An 18,493-nucleotide genomic window follows, 5' to 3' on the forward strand; every position below is an offset into this window, starting at 1 on the left:
AACTATGCGTTTATTATGTATTTTTTTTTGCTTCTTATTCACACAGGCTGCTTTGGCGCAACAAACAGTCAAACAACAAGCAATTGAAACACTCCGCAAACAGATAATAACCCAGGCAGACTGGGCTATACGGCAAACCCCGGTTACAGTTACAGCCGCTGTTAGTAGTCGTAGCCAGGGCACTATTCATGATTTTTATTCAGAAGGAGATTACTGGTGGCCTGACCCTGCCAACCCTGATGGGCCATACATTCAGAAAGATGGCATGACCAACCCTGATAATTTTGTGGCGCATCGTTTAGCCATGATCCGGTTCAGCAAAATTATAGGTGCATTGGCATCAGCTTATGTTTTGACTAATAATCCAAGATATGTTACTCATGCTTTCACGCATTTGCAGGCCTGGTTTGTCAATCCTGCTACCAAAATGAATCCTTCTTTATTGTATGCACAGGCTATTACACGTAAAGTATCAGGCAGAGGCATTGGTATTATAGATACCATTCATCTGATGGAAGTAGCGCAAGGTATAAGTAAAATGGAAAAAGCATCAAACGTAGACAAGAAACTATTGGCAGATATTAAAAACTGGTTCGCAGAATACCTGAACTGGTTGACTACCCACCAATATGGAAAGGAGGAGATGGAGGCTAAAAATAACCACGGTACTTGCTGGGTTATGCAAGTAGCTTCCTTTGCTAAATTAACCGATAACCAGAATCTGCTGGAGTTTTGTCGTAATCGTTATAAAACTGTTTTACTACCAAAGCAGATGGCGACGGATGGAAGTTTCCCTTTAGAAATAAATCGTACCAAACCCTATGGTTATTCGTTGTTTAATTTAGATGCAATGGTGATGATCTGCCAGATACTTTCAACAGAGGAGGATAATCTTTGGGAGTACAAAGCACCGAAAGGCCAGGCCATCAGCAAAGGTATTGAGTTTTTATATCCTTATGTGGCAGACAAAAGTAAATGGCCATTTAAGCAAGATGTCATGTACTGGGAGTATTGGCCAGTAGCACAACCGTTTTTAGTCTTTGGTGCAGCTAAATTTCAGCAACACAAGTGGCTGCAAACCTGGAAAGCCTTAGAGCATAATCCTTCTACAGAAGAAGTAATCAGAAATTTACCTATTAGAAATCCAGTTATCTGGTTTTAAACATTATGAAAAAAATCTTATTTTTTGCTATTCTTAGTTTTAGTTCAGTACAAGCCATTTTTGCTCAGAAAGACATGAACTTCATGACTTATAACATCCGCTTAGGTATTGCTTCCGACGGTGATAACCAATGGAATAACCGCAAGAAAAACCTGGCAAGCATCTTAAATTATTTTGAAGCAGACATTTGCGGTATGCAGGAAGCCTTTTATAGCCAGATACAAGACCTTGAAAGTTTATTACCTGAGACCTACGCATGGGTCGGTAAAGGGCGTGATGATGGCAAAGAAGCCGGAGAGTTTTCGTGTATCTTTTATAGAAAAGACAGATATACAATGCTGCAGACCAATACTTTCTGGCTGAATCAACACCCGGAAACTGTGGGCTTGGGTTGGGAAGCCAAGTATAACCGTATTGTGACTTATGCAAAATTTGAGCGTGTAGCTGATAAGAAAATTTTCTTTGTTTTCAATACGCATTTCGACCATGAAGCGGTAGTGGCCCGCCGGGAAAGTGCCAAATTATTACTATCCAGAATCAAAGAGATTGCAGGCAATACACCTACTATCATTACAGGAGATTTCAACGCTACGCCAAGTTCTGAGCCTATTCAGATTCTGACTGATATGACCAATCCAGATCATCTGCTTGACACTGAAAACCTGACACTTACACCCCATTTCGGGCCATATAGTTCATTCACTGGTTTTCAATCAAAGGAACAAGAAGGAATGCGAATTGACTACATTTTTGTAAAAAATGCCGATTTTAAAGTAAAAAAACACGCTACAATATCGATGTCATGGAATGGTAGATTTGCATCTGACCATCATCCGGTGTTAGCGGTTATATCGTTTTAAGAAAACAATTTATAAAAACAGATTGAATATCTGCTCAGAGAGCCCTTTCAATCTGTTTTTTCTTATTCCAAGGAGCTATGGTCTGCCGTGACAAATCATACAAAAACCAAAGCACAATGGCTATAAATGCAATGAATATAATTCTGAAAAGAAGGCGATTTTTATTGCCCTGAGGATTGTTTGCCATCAGATTAAATACCAAAACTTAATTACTACTCTGTTTTTGTAATGTTACTTGGAGAGTAATAGTTCAAAAACTTACCACTTTTATTCGAGATTTCAGCCCATTTTACATTTTCAAATTCTATTACTACTACACCTGCTTTTTCCATTGATCCACCAATATCGGCGCGGGTAAGGTACTCAGCAAAAAAAGTTATATCAGGGTTATGTCCAAAAATAGCAACTGTTTTTACTTTATCGTCCAAGTTATTCAAAGCTGCTAAATATGCCCTCGCTCCTCCTCCATAAATGGCTTCATCTAAAAAGATTTCGTCAGCATCTTTATGCAACTGTTCAGCAAAAATCTTCGCAGTAGATTTACAACGGTCGGCTGCGCTGCTTACAAGCAATTCAATTTTTATTCCTTTCTCTGCTAAAAATTTACCCATCCGGGCTGATTCGATAATACCATGCGAGGTAAGGTTTCGGTCAAAGTCCCGAAACATAGGAGTATTGCCTCCTTCTTCAGCAGTAGCATGGCGAACCAAATAAAGCAGTTTTTTCATATTTTCAACGGTTTTGGCACGAATATACAAGCATTCTGAGAAATTAATTGATTTTTTCTTAATTATTCATAAAAAATTATCCCTACAATTTAATCTTCATCTTTACAACCAAAAGAACAATGTTTCTGTTTTTCGGTTTTAGTAGTATTGATCAAAAAAATTATCTTTGCAGCCGCAATTGCTTAATTATTGCCTAAAAAAACTACCCACAAATTTATGATAGATTACAATCCGAAAAACTGGTGGAAATTTATTTTTTACTTCCACAAGGCCGATACATTCCGTAAACTAATGCCTGCCATGTTGGGCTTGGCTGCCTATACTGCCATATTTGCTTACATTGAAAACAATATTCTGCACTATGTACCCATCAAAAATCCTCTGACAATCCACTCATTAGTTGGTTTTGTATTATCATTATTATTAGTTTTCAGAACCAATACAGCCTATGACAGATGGTGGGAGGGACGTAAAATATGGGGTAGTTTTACCAATAATTCAAGAAATTTCGCCTTAAAACTGGCAGTTTATTTACCTGAAAATCATCCTGCGAAAGAGACTTTAAAAATATTGACAGGCAATTACTTACAAGCAGTAAAAGAACACCTCCGTGGCAAAGGTCATATTAATAGTCTGGTCTTTACCGAAGTTTATGATGAAAAATATTATAAAGACTTCAAACATCTTCCGAACAGAATAAGCCAGGCTATGTATATCGAAATTAATCAATTGCATAAATCCGGTATCATTAATGCCGAGCAGTTAATTGTAATCAATAACGAACTTGCTTCATTTACCGATAATCTTGGTGCTTGTGAACGGATTAAAAATACTCCTATCCCGGTTTCTTATAATATCTTCATAAAGAAAATAATCTTTATCTATGTTTTTACAATGCCTATCACTGCAGTATTAGAATATAAATTCTGGTCAATTCCAATTGTAACTCTGGTATTCTATGCTTTTGCCGGAATTGAGATTATGGCAGAAGAAATAGAAGAGCCTTTCGGAACAGATGCCAATGACTTAGGATTAGATGCAATGGTTAAAAATATTAAAGGCAATTTGGCTGAGATATTGTAGTTATTTCACGTAAAGACATATATATTTACTGAAATAAAACAAAATCCGCAACTTCTCGTTAATAACTTACGTCATTATCAACAGAACGCTAAATAATATTTTTAACCATGAAATTTACCCCTGCAAAATCTCTGATTTTGGGCCTATTTCTGACAGGAAGCATACTATCTTGTAAAGTAAAAACTGACCCTACTCCTTCAACAAATGATACTTCTAACGAAGCAATAAATGCCTGGATTTATGATAATATGAAATATTGGTATCTCTGGACAGATAACATGCCTGCCAAAACGACATCTAATGTTTCGCCAGATGACTATTTCTACCCTCTATTGAATGATTATCCGAATACTGATCGTTTTTCCTGGATTCAGAAAGATGTTGAGGAGTTAACAAACTCTTTAAACGGTATTAATAAAGTGTTTGGTATGAAATATACGATTTACTACCTCGATAATGCCAAAACTAATGTTGGTTTTTTTATAACCTATATTATAAAAGGTAGTCCTGCCGAAAAAGCCGGATTAAAGCGTGGTGATATTATTCTAACAATCAACGGTACTCAGCTGACTGCAACCAACTATAGTTCTTTAACAACTGCCGAAAATGCTTCTTTTGGTTTAGGGAAAGCAGAAAGTGGTGTCTTTTCTTTGAACGGTACGATTATTCAGGTAACTAAGGCTGAAGTACAGGATAACCCTGTACATTTCTGGAAAGTAATAGAAAAAGGTAATAAAAAAATCGGTTATTTAGTTTATAGCCAGTTTATCAGCACTTTTGACAGTAATCTGCGACAAGTGTTCGGTGAATTTAAAAGCAAAGGAGTGAATGAACTTGTACTTGATTTAAGATTGAATCCTGGTGGATATATTTCTTCTGCCGATATTATGGCTTCATTGATTGTGAAAAACCTTAATACTGATAATGTAATACATAGCGACCAATGGAATGCGAATATAACAAAAGACCGACCTTCATACTCTACTCCTACTAAATTCAGAAACGAAGCCAATAATTTAGGTACACTGACCCGTCTGTATGTATTAACCTCGAACGGAACAGCTTCTGCCAGTGAACTGGTTATTAATGGTTTAAGACCCTATATGGATGTTATTCTGATTGGTTCTCATACTTACGGTAAAAATGTAGGTTCCGTAACCTTGTCTGATTCGGAGAAACGTTGGAAATGGGCGATGCAACCTATTGTATTGAAAACCATAAACTCTAAAGGTGAGTCAAATTATGGCACAAAATCAGGGTTCGCTCCTGATTATGAAGTAGTAGATAATGTAGTTCCGTTTAAAGACTGGGGCGATGAAAACGAAACCCTTTTGAAAAAAGCATTGGAATTAATTACCGGACAGGTGGCTACACAACAAATAGCTCCAAATGCACGGGTATCAATAACAGAGATGAAAGGTGATCCATTAAAAGTAAACGAATCTGAAAATCCATACCAGAACCGTAAAGAAATGTATGTAACCTTCCCGAAATAAGAAGATACGATAGATTAATATAAAAATACCGATGGAGCGATTTATTGGTATTTTTGTTGATAGTTAATGCTAATCTTCTATTTCAAATCATCATTATTAATTTTACTACCTCTGTTCTGGCGTTTAATTTCCTTGCCTATATTCAGATTAAAACTCAGGTTAAATGCACGAAAAGGAGAAAACCGTGCACTTGTCTGATAAAACCCTTCTCCCTCAACCTCTGTACGAAAAGTCTTAATTCCCTGAAAAGGCTCTACTATATTCAATTGCCAGTATCCTTTTTTAGATGATAATTGCTTACGGATATTGATACTAAAGAACGAAAAATGATTATTCCAACCCTGTGGATTTCTGCGAGGCGTATTGCATACGCCTGAAAGTTCTACACTTAACCCTTTTTTGAATTGATATTGAGTGCCTCCATTAATAGAGCCTTGCACACCTGTTTGGGTAATCAAATCAGTATATCCCTTTTGAAGGCTTAACTGATACGTTGACAGGTTGATTGAAGAACGTAAACTCCATTGAGAAGAAAGATTAAATGAACCAAACAGATTTACTCCCCATGAAGTAAGTACACCTATGTTTCCATACGTATCCGTTGCCACAACAGTCTGTGAAGAAGTACTGTCTATCACTTTCAAAGTATTTAACGACAATCTGGTATATCTTTCAATCAATTGACGGGTTAAACGATAGTAAGTAGCTACATTCAGGTTATACTTATTTTTAGATTGAGAATATGCTAACTCAATCTGGTCAGTCAATTCTGGTTTTATAGATGGGTCTCCCTGCGAACGATAGAAAGGGTTACTGGCACTCAGAAACGGATTAAGATACCCGATACCGGGTCGTTGTAATCGTTTATTGTAAACTAAGCGTAAGGTCTGGTCATGCTTTTTAAAACGCCTCATTAAGGCTATATAGGGAAACAGGTTTCCGTATTTCTGATAAAATACCGGATAATATTGCGCTGAAACCGATAAACCTTCTAATTGAGTAAACTCATAGCGTAGCCCCAGTTTAAGGCTTAACAAATCGGAAAGTGTATGATTGGTGGTAGCATAGAAAGCCCCGACAGTTTGCTCATAGCTTAACTTATTTGAACGCTCGGCATTTAATTGTTCGCTGACTAATGTTTCATCCAATTGATAAACATCACGTTGCGTATTCAACTGCCTATAAATAATTTTGGCACCCATTGCTAAACTTCCTTTTTTCCAGGGCAAAGTATAGTCAAATTGAGCGGTTTTTTCAGTCCAGTTATTTTTACCTTTACTTCTTTCAGCCCATAAAGCCCCTTGCTCATAGTTCAGGCGTGTCTGATAATTAGGTTGTCCTTCATTATGGCTATACTGCGTAGAAAAACTGATTTCCTCTCCTTCACGTCGTAGTTTTTGACGGAAATCTGTTATCCAATCTACTGAATAATCACTCCCCCACTGTTTTATTGTACTCGAAATGGCGTTTGTCTCTTGTGGTGCTCTGTATTGTGTATGCCCGGTTCCATTTGTTTCATTGACAGAAGTATTACCTCGCAAGGTCATCATTAGGGTACTCTTTTTGCTTAAATCTAATTCTACGCCTATGTTTCCATTTCCTGCATATCGGGTGTCGTTCTGACTACCAGACTGTTGTGTTTGCGTATTGAATCGATTATCAGTTCTGGAAAAACTCCCCTTTGAGACCTGGTGCCAAAGTTTATTCCCTCCTATATTACCCACTAAAGTTAGTCGCTTTCGTTGATATGTTACGTTTGCGTTCCCAATACTACGCAAAGAGCCTAATACTGCATCCAGACTGGCATTTACTCCTTCTATCGTTTTTCGTTTAAGAATAATATTGATGATACCTGCCGTTCCTTCGGCATCGTATTGTGAAGCCGGGCTTGTAATAATTTCAACCGATTTAATCTGAGATGCCGGAATAGAACGTAGGACATCGGCTGCCTGATTCCCCATCAAACCTGAGGGTTTCCCGTTAATCAGTAATCGCAAAGCACTGCTGCCACGCAAAGAAGGCGTACCATCGACATCAACCGTAACCTGTGGTGCACGGCGCAATACATCGGCACCATCGCCCGTTGCTGCCCCTATGTCTTTATCTGCATGGTAAACTACTTTATCAATCTGATGTTCTATTAATGGTGCCTGCCCGACTACATCAACGCTTTTCAGCAGTTGAGCTGATGAACTTAACTGTACAATTCCGAGAGCAGAAACATTGGTTGAACGATTAATGATTAAGTTAGGTATTAGCTGGGGTCTGTACCCTAAACCAGTTATTTGTAGAGTATAGCTCCCTTCACTCAATCCGGTAAGTTCAAATACACCCGCTTCATCAGTTAAACAACCATTTATAGTTTTTTCGCCTGCCATTAAGGCGACAGAAGCATAGGGAATGGGCTTGTGCGTTAAGGAGTCGATGAGTGTACCCATCAATTTAGCTTTATCATTCAAATTAGATTGAGGGGTTTGAGCCCAGGCGGTTGTCAGAAGACACATTAGTAGAAATGTAAGTAACTGTTTCATAATAATTCGTATTAATTTTTTAATTTTTTGAAAAAATAGGGTAATAACATCCCATCAAGTCGATTTTCGACTTGTTTAGTACTCGAATAAGAATAGATTAATTTTGGTAAATCAGAAGATTGATTATTTGCTAATGAAATGATTAGTGAGGTATTTTATCTCCGTCGGGCTTTTTATCGTTCCACATAGGATTTTGTTTAATGAGTTGATAAGCAATTAGCACGTATAAGAGAAAGCCAATACTGGCTCCTATGCCAATCAAACCGAAGGTAATAAGTCCAAAAGGCAGAAAGTGATTGAACCATAGACCACCGCCAATGCCTAAGGCTAATAAGCCATAACGTAAGGATTGAAGTAGCCCTACTCTTGGATCTTGTCCAAATAGATACTTTAGTTGATTTGTAGCTAATCCTTTCTCAATTAACAGGCGTTTCAGACGGTTGTCTGATAAAGTCTTAACAATGCTGGTCAGTAAATAGACCAATAGTGTAACAGCAGTTAGCTGCCAGAGTTGTTCGATAATGCCTTTTGGTAATTGTCCGTTGGTATTATCATCCTGAGCAAAGACAGAGAAGGAGCAGCCTAATAATAATATGGTAAAAAAATAAGAGCGTTTCATAAGAATAAAAATTTAATGATTATACTGCGTTAGACCACCATCAAAGTGAAAGGTTGCAATATCGGAAAAATTTCAGAAATGCAACTTTTATGGGAGCATAAGGTCTAACTTCTTGAAACTAATCTCTTAGATGATAAAAGCAGAAGCATCAGATCGTGAAATAGTAAACGCCGTTTTGAAAGGTGAACGAAATGCTTTTGCCCGATTAATGAAGCAAAACGAACGATTGGTACTACACATCGTTCAACAGTTAATTCCTGCCTCAGAAGACCGTCGGGATTTATATCAGGATATTTTTCTTAAAGTCTATAAAAATCTTTCCGGTTTTGCCTTTGAAAGCAAATTATCAACCTGGATTGCTAAAATTGCTTATACAAGTTGTCATAAAAAAATAGCCAAAAAACGTCCTTTACTTTGGGAAGAATTGAAAGTATCGGGTAAAGCTGATGATGAAGAAAATACTGTTCAATCTATTGGTGATTTTACTTTTAACAAAGAAGAAGAACCTGATGAACTATTGATGAGTAAGGAATTAACCAATATCTTACAACAAGAAATTGCAGCATTACCCTCATTACCTCGAACCTTGCTGACCTTATTTTATCAGGAAGAAATGAGCCTTGCAGAAATAGAAGTGGTTACGAATCTTCCGATAAATACAATCAAAAGTCATTTGTTTCGTACCAGAAAATACTTAAAAGAATTATTAATTGAGAAATACAAATTTTAATATAATGGAACAATCTCATCTCTCCGAGCAGGAATTGGCAGCATACATCAATGGGAAATTGAACGACTCCATCAAAGAACAACATATAAAGGCATGTCTTCATTGTCAGAAACAGGTATTTACTTACAGGCTTATCGACCAATTTCTGGAGTCAAAGCAAGTAATAACTTCTGTAGTAGACGACACATTTGTGTGGAATAATGAAGTATTGGCACAAATTGAACAAATGGAGTATAGTGAAGAAAAAAGGAGATATTTCTGGTTAATCACCACTTGTATAGTTGGGTGGGTAGGATTAATTGCGTGGTTAGGTTATATGGGCATTTTCAACAATCTATGGCAAATATTGTCCGGCACAACAGGTCGGGTCATACTCACAACTGGTATTATTATATCTGTGTTTATCAGTTGCTTCGATTGGCTTGAAAAACGCCTGAAACTTGACCCACTGAGAATACTTATGCAAGAAAAAAGGTAGGTTTATTAGAACAAAAGATGCCGATGGAGCAATTTATCGGTATTTTTATTATAAACCTATCTAATATTACAAAATTCTTGAAGAGGTAATTTTAATATCGGCAAATTTCCATGCTTCTTTAAATTGCTGCTCGGTTTGATTGTATTTCTTTTTGTCTCCTGTTTTATTATAAATATTCATCAAGCCTTTGAGAGCCCATCCATTGGCAGGATATGTTTTTAAATCCTGCTTATAAACCTTAATTGCTTCATCATACTTCCCAGCCTCAATTAATACAGCCCCTAAATGATGTCGGATAGAAAAAAACCAGTCTGTCGGCTCGTTATAATTAAGGGCATCTTCTTTGGCGACTGCTTCACTTAGAAAAACAATTGATTGAGCATAATTCTTTTCTTTGGCATTAATCTCTCCCTCTACTGTTTTTGCGGCAATCACACTTAAATCATAAACATTATTTATATTCCAGATGGTTATGGTTTTTAGTGTTGTGTCTTTCAGAATATTTTTCATGGCTGACAGGTGTTGTCTGGCTAAATCAGTTTTATTCTGAGAAAGAACAGCCATTGCCTGCGCATAATGCCAGATTATTGAAGGATATTTCAGATTCTTTTCCGGTGCTTTAGAATGAAGGATATTATCCCATAATCCCAGCTTCGCCTGTACATACCACGGAATCGTATAATAATGCTGTAAAGTACCCCAGGCAGGGTCACGCATTAATTTTTTATGGGCATGGTCGGCAGTTTGTTTAGCTCCTAATACTGCTTTTTTGCTTTCGCCACTCAAAGTACCACAGGCGGCAATAAAATGATAATTATGTGGATAATAGCCCAACGGATAAGCTCCCTGGGCATGACAGGCTTCTACATATAAACTATCAACCAATGAAGCCTGTTGATTTACGACTACACCTTCATGATAACTCCCGATTCTGATATAGATATGAGAAGGCATGTGAATCAGATGCCCTGCACCTGGTACAAGTGTTTCAAGTAATTTGGCATTAGACAGCGCTTTTTCTGAATGTTGCGACATTTCCAGCGCATGAATATAGAAATGGTTTGCACCTGCATGGGTAGGATTGAGTTTTAAAGCACTTTGCAGAACTGCAATAATTTCAGGTGTCCAGGGCTGCATTGTCCCATCATTTTTCCACAACTGCCACGGATGCAAATTCATGAGTGATTCAGCGTAAAGTGCTGCTATATCCGCATCGTTCGGGTATTTTTGATACACGGCTTTCATCGCCGACATATAGTCGGTATCCTGTTTGATTCGAGGAGCATTTATATCATCAGAGTAGCGATTGCTTAATGCCTGAATCAAATCTTTCTCTTTTTGTGTACAATTGACAGAAAGAGATTTAGCCTTTTGCACAGCATCGTAAGCTCTCTGGAAATTATCCGGCTCCATTCCGGCATTATAGTTAGGGCCAAGCACATAGGCAAATCCCCACCACCCCATTGCACAGGCTGAATCTTGTCTCGTCACTTCATAAAAAGACCGGGCCGCTTCGGCATGATTAAAGCCATAAGCCAGCATAAGTCCTTGATTAAAGTACTTTTGTGCTTCAACATTTTTAGTACTGATAGGAAAATTAATCCCTTCCAGACCAGATAAAAGTGGAGCTTTTTTATTTGAAGAATACCAGTTTTTATCAATTACCTCAGGCAAACTACAGACCGAAATGGTGGAAGTACTGATTGAGCCCTGATCAGTTTTTGGCTTTTGCTTGCAAGCTGGAAGAAGAATGCTCAAATACAAAATGTAGTGTAAGAAATTTTTCATCTTTAAAAGTTTAGTTCTTTAATGGCGCAACTAAGTTAGTATTTTTGGGATGAATTTTATACTTCTTTATCAGCTTGCCTTAGATACAGAAAACCTGATTTTATTCGGGATAATCTTTGTAGTATTATATTTGAAGAGACATCAGATACAAATTATCAGGTTAAGGTTGATTAATTCTTTTAGCATTTCATGAATTGTTTTTTCTACCTTTTGTTGATTTTGAGTCGGATACTTTCTTAACCAGGCTGAAGTTAATTCTACAAAACTGGTTTCATCTTTAAACATTTCTACAAGTTTACATTCGTTTTCTGTTAGCAGAAACTCCTGAAAACACTCTTTTTGCGAATCTATTATTAAGTTGTACCAATAATATTGAGATTCATATTTTATGTCGTTAAACCAATTGAATTTACTTTTCAGTATGTAGGCCTGATTTAACTCAAAGCTTAAGGCTTTCACCTCGTCAATACTTTTTAAACAAAAGTTCAAATGTGATTCAAAATGCTGGAACATTGTATCTGAATCAGTTGCATTTAACAGGTTGTTTAATACTTTTACTCTTTGTTCTTCAAATTCAGCACAATCAAGCAACTCTCTATTTCCGACAGTATTAATGTTATATTCTTCTAAACTAACTCCAAAAATAGTTTGAGTTCTGATGAATGGGTACTCTAAAACCTCTTCCGGTTTACTAAACAGCCATTTTAGATGAGGAAGCCGTTTCTCTCTTTCAGGGCTTAAAAAATTAGGGAATCCGGTTAATTCGTCCTTCTCAATCTGATAAATAGCATTAATTTTTTCTAATTGCCCGGGCCAGAGTTTATGTAGCCAAAATTCTGCGAAATTACAGTAGGTGAGTCTGGCACGGTAAGACCCTAACAAATGAATAAAATCGGGAGTCTTTGAAACCGGGGAAATCTGATTGAAATCAAGTACCTCAATAAAGTTACCTCTGAATGCTGGCTTCTTCAAAAATCTAAGCTTGATTTGCAGGTAATTGGCAAAATAAATGAATAGTAATTGCTCAGTAAAAATGGGGACAAATGAAAAACCCTCTTGATTCTTTTCAAAAATTTCTTGGTTCTTATCAATAAAAAGTACTGTTTCATGGTAAAAATCCTTAAAAAATTTCAAGTTGTTCCCTCCAACAATCCCCATATTTGTCGATAAACATGCTTTTACATTTGGCATTTTTAAGAAATCAGGTAAATAGGCATTCTCGGTCTGAAGATTTTGCAGAATGTTTTTATACATGACGTCATCCATCTCAATACATTGAGCAAATGTATCTGCTTCAAAAAAATCTTTGTTTGGCAAATCAAACCAAAACACGTCGCCATCTACGTGTACAAAGGGAGCTTCCTGTAAAGAGAAATTAAGAATTTTTGCCAAAACCCACGATTTCGATATTAATTTTTCCTGATTATCTAAGGTTTTATATATATTACTATAATTTAAACCCAGTTTATCTACAAGCATCTTGTAACCAGCCGAATTACAGTATAAATGAACTTCACTGAAGTTTTTCTGAAGTAAATAAAAACTTAAAGACCAACCAATGTATTCGAAGCGCTTATTTATCCAACCTCCGGCATTTATTGATTCGGGAGTAATCCAAAAACTTTGAACAGCATTCATTTTTAAATTTCTTAACTATTGTTCAACCTTGTTAGGTAATGTATGTTTAATGCAAATATGAGCATGCAAAATAGGAAATGAATACTCCGGATACTATCTTTGATTTTTCAGCAGACAAGATAAATGGTTTGACAATTATACCCAAAAATCATTTTTAAATATTATAAAGTTTTATCAGATAAAACCGCTCGATAAGCTGTCTTTGGCATCAACTGTTTTGATTAGAAAAAGAGAAAGAATAAATACGAAAAAATCTTCTTATACTTCACAACTCTCGTTAAAAACAAACTGTATATAACATTTAGAAATCCTGATCAGCAACGAAAGAATTTTCTTTAAAAATGAAAATCAGCACACTTTTGCAGAACAAATGATTTTAAGTCGTACTTTTATTTTCATTTTAACTGTGCTTGTCAGCCAATGAAGCACGGAAATTTATATATTAAAAAACATATTATTATTTATAGATGTCTTTAAAAGGTATTAATAATACTTAAATAAATCGGACAATTAATTAACTAACCTAAATGAAAACTTACCAGTTAGATAGCACCAATATTGCTCAAGAGGTTTTTGGAAACGAAGCTATTTTAATTAATATCCCCTTAGGAAAATACTATAGTATAAGAGGAACTACGGGAATAAGAGTCTTGGAGTTGCTGCAGAAGCCAGCAAATACAGAAACTGTATTAGCTACTATTCAGAATGAATTTCAGTCAGATAAAATCTCTGCAAGAGTAGAAATAGAATATTTACTTAGTCAATTAGAAAATGAGAATATAATTACTGAAACATCGCTAACTGACCCTGTTATTAGTGAAGAATCTCCTATAAAACTCCCTTACGAGAAAGTGGAGTTGGAAATATTTGATGATATGCAGGAGCTTATTCTGCTTGATCCAATACATGATGTAGAGTCATTTAGAGGATGGCCACAAAAAAAGTAATTCAGGGAGATGCTTAATTTTGATAAAGAGAAATTACTAAAGTCCGAAAACACTTTTAATATTGGAGGGCAGGTTTTTAAAGTTTTGTCATATGGTTCGTTCAAATATGAGAAATATCTTAGAGCCCTTGCTCACTTAGCAATCCAAAGTAAAGGAGAAGAAAATATAAAGATAAATCTGATTGAGTCAAGAAGTACTGGCTCAACTCCTCCTGAGGCCTGGTTAAACTGGCCGACGATTGACCCCTATAGTGGTGAATTACTTGACTTTGGCGATAATCGTGCACTGTTTAATTCAACAGAGCCCTATTTTATCTTTGTAGATTATGCTTCTAATGAGATTTATTACTGGGTAGATGATTTTTGTCGTCTTTCGCCCAATGAAACAGCATCGCCTTTAAGAATGGTGTTTCATTTATGGTTTGAATCTACAAAACTATTCTTATGTCATGCAGCCGGATTAGGATTTTCCCAAAAAGGTGTTTTATTAACCGGAAAAAGTGGTTCGGGCAAATCAACGAGTACTTTATCTTGCCTGAATACAAGACTCAAATATGCCGGAGATGACTTCATTTTGGTCGATTCAGAGAAAAGCATTGTTTACAGCCTTTATGGTGCTGCAAAACTGAATGTTGAGCAATTTGAGAATTTCCCTCATCTAAAGCCGCTGATAAGTAACATTGAACATATTCCCAGAGAAAAAGGGCATATATATATCAATGAATCATTTAAAGATTCTATGATAAATCAATTCAGTATTCAAGCAATTCTATTACCGACTATAACAGGTCTGGAAAATACTTTTATTAAAGAATGTTCCAAAATTGATGCCATCAAAGCACTGGTTCCTTCTTCTGTCTGGATTTTAAGAACCAATAAAACAGCAGTTGAAAAGATGAAACTGCTTATAGCAAAAACACCTACATTCAGATTAATGGCGGGTGTAAATCTGGAACAAATTGCACCGACTCTAATAAAATTCATTAATGAAAATTAGTATAATTATTACAGCTTACAATGTAGAAAAGTATATTGCCGAAGCTGTGGAATCTGCTTTAAAACAAACCTATACAAATACTGAAATTATCGTAATCAACGATGGTTCTACTGATGATACCTTGCAGATTCTGCATACTTTTGAGGATAAAATAATTTTGGTAAGTCAGGAGAATATAGGTCTTGCCAAAACTTTGAATAAAGCCTTGAAATTAGCAAGTGGAGAGCTGATAGCCTTTCTTGATGGAGACGATATATTGTTAGAAAACAAACTGGAAAAACAGATTAAAGAATTTGAGCATAATCAAGGTCTTGAGGCTACATTCGGGACAATGAAGCAATTCCTTAGCCCAGAATTATTATTGCATAAGGAAAGATATCAGTTTATTAAAGGAGAAGTAGCTGCTCAATCAAAAATCACTTCATTATTCAGAAAAAAAGTATTTATAAAGTATGGGAATTTTCCTGAAGTACAAACCCTTGATTTTATTATCTGGTTTGATTCGGCTAAGTCAAAAGGGATTGTTTATAACCAAACCGACAATTTAGTAGTATATAGACGAGTAAGAGATAATTCACATTCACAGGAAAATAATTACTACTCCTATTTATTAAGGTTTTTAAAAGACAGAATCAATAACAAAAGAATGGTAAATTCATGAAATATGCAGGTGGGCATTTTCCGAACGAAAAACAAACGTTGTTGTTAAAGGCAGCATTAAGTGAACGTTTGAAAGCCATCAGATACTTTACTGAATGGCTGGAGGCTAATCATCTGGATAATCTTGATATGACTTCTCCAAACTTTCTGTCCGACTTTATGGATAACCTTGATTTGGGCAGCCATAGAATGTTACCAATGGTTATTCATAATTTAGGAGAACATACCCACCCGTATTTTAGCTTTTTGCTTGGAACAAGAAAAAACTATTGGGTACGAAACAAGCAGATTGAACATAAAGCGATACAAATACAAAAGCTTTTAGAGCAGCATGGCATACCAAGTATGCAAATAAAAGGTTTAGATATAGCCAGTCGGTTTTATGAAAATACAGCACATCGGCCAATGAACGATGGAGATATTCTGATACCATTCGAATTCCGAAAAAAGGCAATCGAATTAGCAGGGAAGGGGGTTTTAGGGAATAAAACAAAAATCTCTCAGTTATCCATGAAAAACTTTACTCATGCCCTTCATCTTGAATTTGAAGGCGATGTTGATATTGATTTACATTGGAACACCTTTCGGGAATATATCTATACACCAGGTTCATGTGATTTTATCTGGAAAAATGCAACTATAGAAACAAAATCAGGTGTAATTAATTACCGGATGTCTGCCACTCATGCACTTTTCCTTAGTATGGTTCATGGAAGAAATTTTGATTCAACACCCCCTTTCAGATGGGTAGCTGATGCCAAAACTATTATTGATAAATCAGCAATAGATTGGGAGGAATTACTTGAAATAATCAGGCGGTTTCAGTTTAAACCTTTTCTCAAAAAAGCATTCCCTTACTTGGTTGAACAGCATCAGTTTAATATACCTGGTGATTTTCTGGAAAGTTTAAGCCGTCTTAAAACCGATGACCTGGAAGAGAAATATTACCGTTCCATATCTGGGGATATCAGAAAATATGGGTTGATAAGTATGTTATGGGGTGGGACGACCAAGAGAATCCTCTATTATAGATTATTTCTGAGAGAGTCCGAAATCTCGCTTACCCGATTTATTGTGTCATGGTATTTAAACAGAATAAAAGCATCATTTCTTAGTTAATGATTATCAATATAGTTTTACTACTTACTTTTTTTATCCATTTTTTTAGTATTGCTGTACTTTCTGTACGATTGGTTGGCATACGGACTTCTAAAATGGCGGCTTCTTATGCAGTGTATAATATTATTTTTTTAGCCGTCAGATTTTTGAATACATTTCAGGCACCTCTTTTAGCGAAATCAATCGAAAAATCAATTCTTAACGGGCAGGGACCAGACAACTGGCTATTTTTTAAACTATGTCTGGTTTCGTTAATAGGTAGTATTTCTGGGGCGTTATTTATACCCACTCTTCAGAGAACCATGTATCAGACAGTAGAAAAAGTTTATCAGAAAAACTCGTTGATAAGAGTTATTGTTAAATCTTTTACTTTTGATTCTTTAAGACACTTTCTACAATCTTTTTCTGTACCCAGGTTGTCAAATATAAGTCGGTTAAATCGAATAAGTGATATACCTAAACGTATTCTTTTAATGAATGTAATTATTACCTCATTAACAACCATCAGTGTACTCTCCTGTTTATATGCGGGCTATATAAATCCAGATTTACGAACAACTTCCTTGTCATTAAATGGTTTTATTGTCGGATTCTCTACCGTTTTATCTATGATTATCGTAGAACCTAATTTAGGTATTACGGCTGATAAAGTTATTAACGGGCTTTATTCTGAGACTTATTTCAGAAGATATCTGACTTTTGTAGTTATTGCCCGAATAATAGGTACGGGTTTGAGTCTCTTATTCATTCTTCCTTTGGCTCATCTGGTTGTATTTCTGGCCAAATTGATTTATGTATAATTAATAGTTGTTGAATAATAAATACCTTTGAAAGGTTATATAGAAGAGTTACACGAGTTCGTGACACTTCTAAGAATTTAATCAGGGAAAGTTTAATACTTAATTACCTGCATTAGGAGAAATTAGTGTTACCTTTATTTGCTGTGGAATGATAAAAGAATCTCCTATACTTGGGCTTCCAGTGGGAATCTTTACCATAAGAGTAATACCGTTTGATTCGTAAGAAAAAGTTTTGATAATAGGATAAACCGTACCTCCTATGCTTACTCCCCATTCAGGTTCTGGTAATTTCCTAAAAATAGTTGTGCTACTACCATAAGGAATATAGGCAACGTCAACCGTTCCACTACTTAATATTTCTGAATTAATTTCAGTGATGGTAACAGAAGCAGTGTAAGTTCTCCCATATCCACTATCTACCGAGCTCCAAGACAAACTATTGAAAATAAAAGTTTGAATCTTCGTTCCATTTACACCGCTACCGATGTTCTTCCAGGCACTTCCGAGGTATGTCCAAAGCGTATTTGTTTCAATATTAAAAATCGTTGAGCCATTTTCAGGAGAAGCGATTGCCAGCATATTTGCAGTAGAATATTGAGGAAATTTCACTCCCTGGTTTGGTAAAATAGATACACCCTGAGCGAAAGCAAAATTTGATAAAATCAGGCATAGAAATAGTAATGCTTTCATGTTTAGTTTTTTTGTTTGATGAACTAAAAGTAGTAGAAAAAACAAAGCATTTTTTCCTGGATGTTTGATTGGAGTATATGGATTGAAATTCGGTGCAACTGAATTTAATACTGGTTTCAGAACTATCCTGATAATCTGTAGATAAGCTGATTAAATGTCACCCTTATG

17 protein-coding genes are annotated in these 18,493 nt (G+C 35.9%); 11 read left to right on the forward strand and 6 right to left on the reverse strand.

Annotation, left to right across the window (positions count from 1 at the left end; translation table 11 throughout):
* Positions 1-4: 4 nt before the first annotated feature.
* Together H1R81_RS21665 and H1R81_RS21670 are read left to right on the forward strand one after the other, a co-directional pair.
* Positions 5-1,162: an alginate lyase family protein gene (locus H1R81_RS21665; protein WP_181842844.1), complete on the forward strand. Its 1,158-nt coding sequence runs from the start codon at positions 5-7 to the stop codon at positions 1,160-1,162.
* 5 nt (positions 1,163-1,167) lie between these two features.
* Complete coding sequence (locus H1R81_RS21670) at positions 1,168-2,022, forward strand: endonuclease/exonuclease/phosphatase family protein (protein WP_181842845.1); 855 nt, start codon at positions 1,168-1,170, stop codon at positions 2,020-2,022.
* A gap of 212 nt (positions 2,023-2,234) precedes the next feature.
* Here H1R81_RS21670 and H1R81_RS21675 read toward each other — a convergent pair whose 3' ends face one another.
* Positions 2,235-2,750, reverse strand: a complete 516-nt coding sequence (locus H1R81_RS21675) for a histidine phosphatase family protein (protein WP_181842846.1) — start codon at positions 2,748-2,750, stop codon at positions 2,235-2,237.
* A 216-nt stretch (positions 2,751-2,966) separates the two neighbouring features.
* Here H1R81_RS21675 and H1R81_RS21680 point away from each other — a divergent pair, with 216 nt between their 5' ends.
* Positions 2,967-3,833 (forward strand): bestrophin family protein, encoded by an 867-nt coding sequence (locus H1R81_RS21680; protein WP_181842847.1) that lies wholly within the window; start codon positions 2,967-2,969, stop codon positions 3,831-3,833.
* Between the two features lie 107 nt (positions 3,834-3,940).
* Positions 3,941-5,329, forward strand: a complete 1,389-nt coding sequence (locus H1R81_RS21685) for a S41 family peptidase (protein ID WP_181842848.1) — start codon at positions 3,941-3,943, stop codon at positions 5,327-5,329.
* 77 nt (positions 5,330-5,406) lie between these two features.
* Here the strand turns inward: H1R81_RS21685 and H1R81_RS21690 are convergent, their stop codons facing one another.
* Both H1R81_RS21690 and H1R81_RS21695 read right to left on the reverse strand, forming a co-directional pair.
* Entirely contained in the window at positions 5,407-7,860 is a 2,454-nt protein-coding gene (locus H1R81_RS21690; RefSeq protein WP_181842849.1) for an outer membrane beta-barrel family protein, read from the reverse strand.
* Between the two features lie 142 nt (positions 7,861-8,002).
* Complete coding sequence (locus tag H1R81_RS21695) at positions 8,003-8,479, reverse strand: hypothetical protein (RefSeq protein ID WP_181842850.1); 477 nt, start codon at positions 8,477-8,479, stop codon at positions 8,003-8,005.
* Positions 8,480-8,609: 130 nt separating this feature from the next.
* Here H1R81_RS21695 and H1R81_RS21700 point away from each other — a divergent pair, with 130 nt between their 5' ends.
* Together H1R81_RS21700 and H1R81_RS21705 are read left to right on the forward strand one after the other, a co-directional pair.
* Complete coding sequence (locus tag H1R81_RS21700) at positions 8,610-9,209, forward strand: RNA polymerase sigma factor (protein ID WP_181842851.1); 600 nt, start codon at positions 8,610-8,612, stop codon at positions 9,207-9,209.
* Between the two features lie 4 nt (positions 9,210-9,213).
* Positions 9,214-9,687 carry a hypothetical protein gene (locus H1R81_RS21705; protein WP_181842852.1) on the forward strand — a complete coding sequence of 158 codons (474 nt, stop codon included), beginning with the start codon at positions 9,214-9,216 and terminating at the stop codon, positions 9,685-9,687.
* A gap of 66 nt (positions 9,688-9,753) precedes the next feature.
* On the opposite strand, the gene H1R81_RS21710 is transcribed toward H1R81_RS21705, so the two are convergent.
* Complete coding sequence (locus H1R81_RS21710; protein WP_181842853.1) at positions 9,754-11,475, reverse strand: hypothetical protein; 1,722 nt, start codon at positions 11,473-11,475, stop codon at positions 9,754-9,756.
* A gap of 141 nt (positions 11,476-11,616) precedes the next feature.
* Positions 11,617-13,113 carry a DUF6734 family protein gene (locus H1R81_RS21715; protein WP_181842854.1) on the reverse strand — a complete coding sequence of 499 codons (1,497 nt, stop codon included), beginning with the start codon at positions 13,111-13,113 and terminating at the stop codon, positions 11,617-11,619.
* A gap of 527 nt (positions 13,114-13,640) precedes the next feature.
* Between H1R81_RS21715 and H1R81_RS21720 the strand changes: the two genes are divergently transcribed.
* Genes H1R81_RS21720 through H1R81_RS21740 form a run of 5 tightly spaced genes read left to right on the forward strand, consistent with a single transcriptional unit; the run spans position 13,641 to position 17,635 of the window.
* Entirely contained in the window at positions 13,641-14,060 is a 420-nt protein-coding gene (locus tag H1R81_RS21720) for a PqqD family protein (protein WP_181842855.1), read from the forward strand.
* A 9-nt stretch (positions 14,061-14,069) separates the two neighbouring features.
* Positions 14,070-15,056: a hypothetical protein gene (locus H1R81_RS21725; RefSeq protein ID WP_181842856.1), complete on the forward strand. Its 987-nt coding sequence runs from the start codon at positions 14,070-14,072 to the stop codon at positions 15,054-15,056.
* Positions 15,046-15,717 carry a glycosyltransferase family 2 protein gene (locus H1R81_RS21730; RefSeq protein ID WP_181842857.1) on the forward strand — a complete coding sequence of 224 codons (672 nt, stop codon included), beginning with the start codon at positions 15,046-15,048 and terminating at the stop codon, positions 15,715-15,717. Before H1R81_RS21725 ends, H1R81_RS21730 begins: the two co-directional genes overlap by 11 nt.
* Complete coding sequence (locus H1R81_RS21735) at positions 15,714-16,835, forward strand: nucleotidyltransferase family protein (protein ID WP_181842858.1); 1,122 nt, start codon at positions 15,714-15,716, stop codon at positions 16,833-16,835. Before H1R81_RS21730 ends, H1R81_RS21735 begins: the two co-directional genes overlap by 4 nt.
* Positions 16,835-17,635 carry a lipid II flippase family protein gene (locus H1R81_RS21740; RefSeq protein WP_181842859.1) on the forward strand — a complete coding sequence of 267 codons (801 nt, stop codon included), beginning with the start codon at positions 16,835-16,837 and terminating at the stop codon, positions 17,633-17,635. The genes H1R81_RS21735 and H1R81_RS21740 overlap by 1 nt, the downstream gene beginning before the upstream one ends.
* Before the next feature lie 99 nt (positions 17,636-17,734).
* Here the strand turns inward: H1R81_RS21740 and H1R81_RS21745 are convergent, their stop codons facing one another.
* On the reverse strand, positions 17,735-18,325 hold the full coding sequence (locus H1R81_RS21745) for a hypothetical protein (protein ID WP_181842860.1): 591 nt from the start codon (positions 18,323-18,325) through the stop codon (positions 17,735-17,737).
* Positions 18,326-18,493: the final 168 nt, after the last annotated feature.

Origin of the sequence: Emticicia sp. BO119 (genome assembly GCF_013912375.1) — a bacterium.
Taxonomy (GTDB): Bacteria; Bacteroidota; Bacteroidia; order Cytophagales; family Spirosomataceae; genus Emticicia.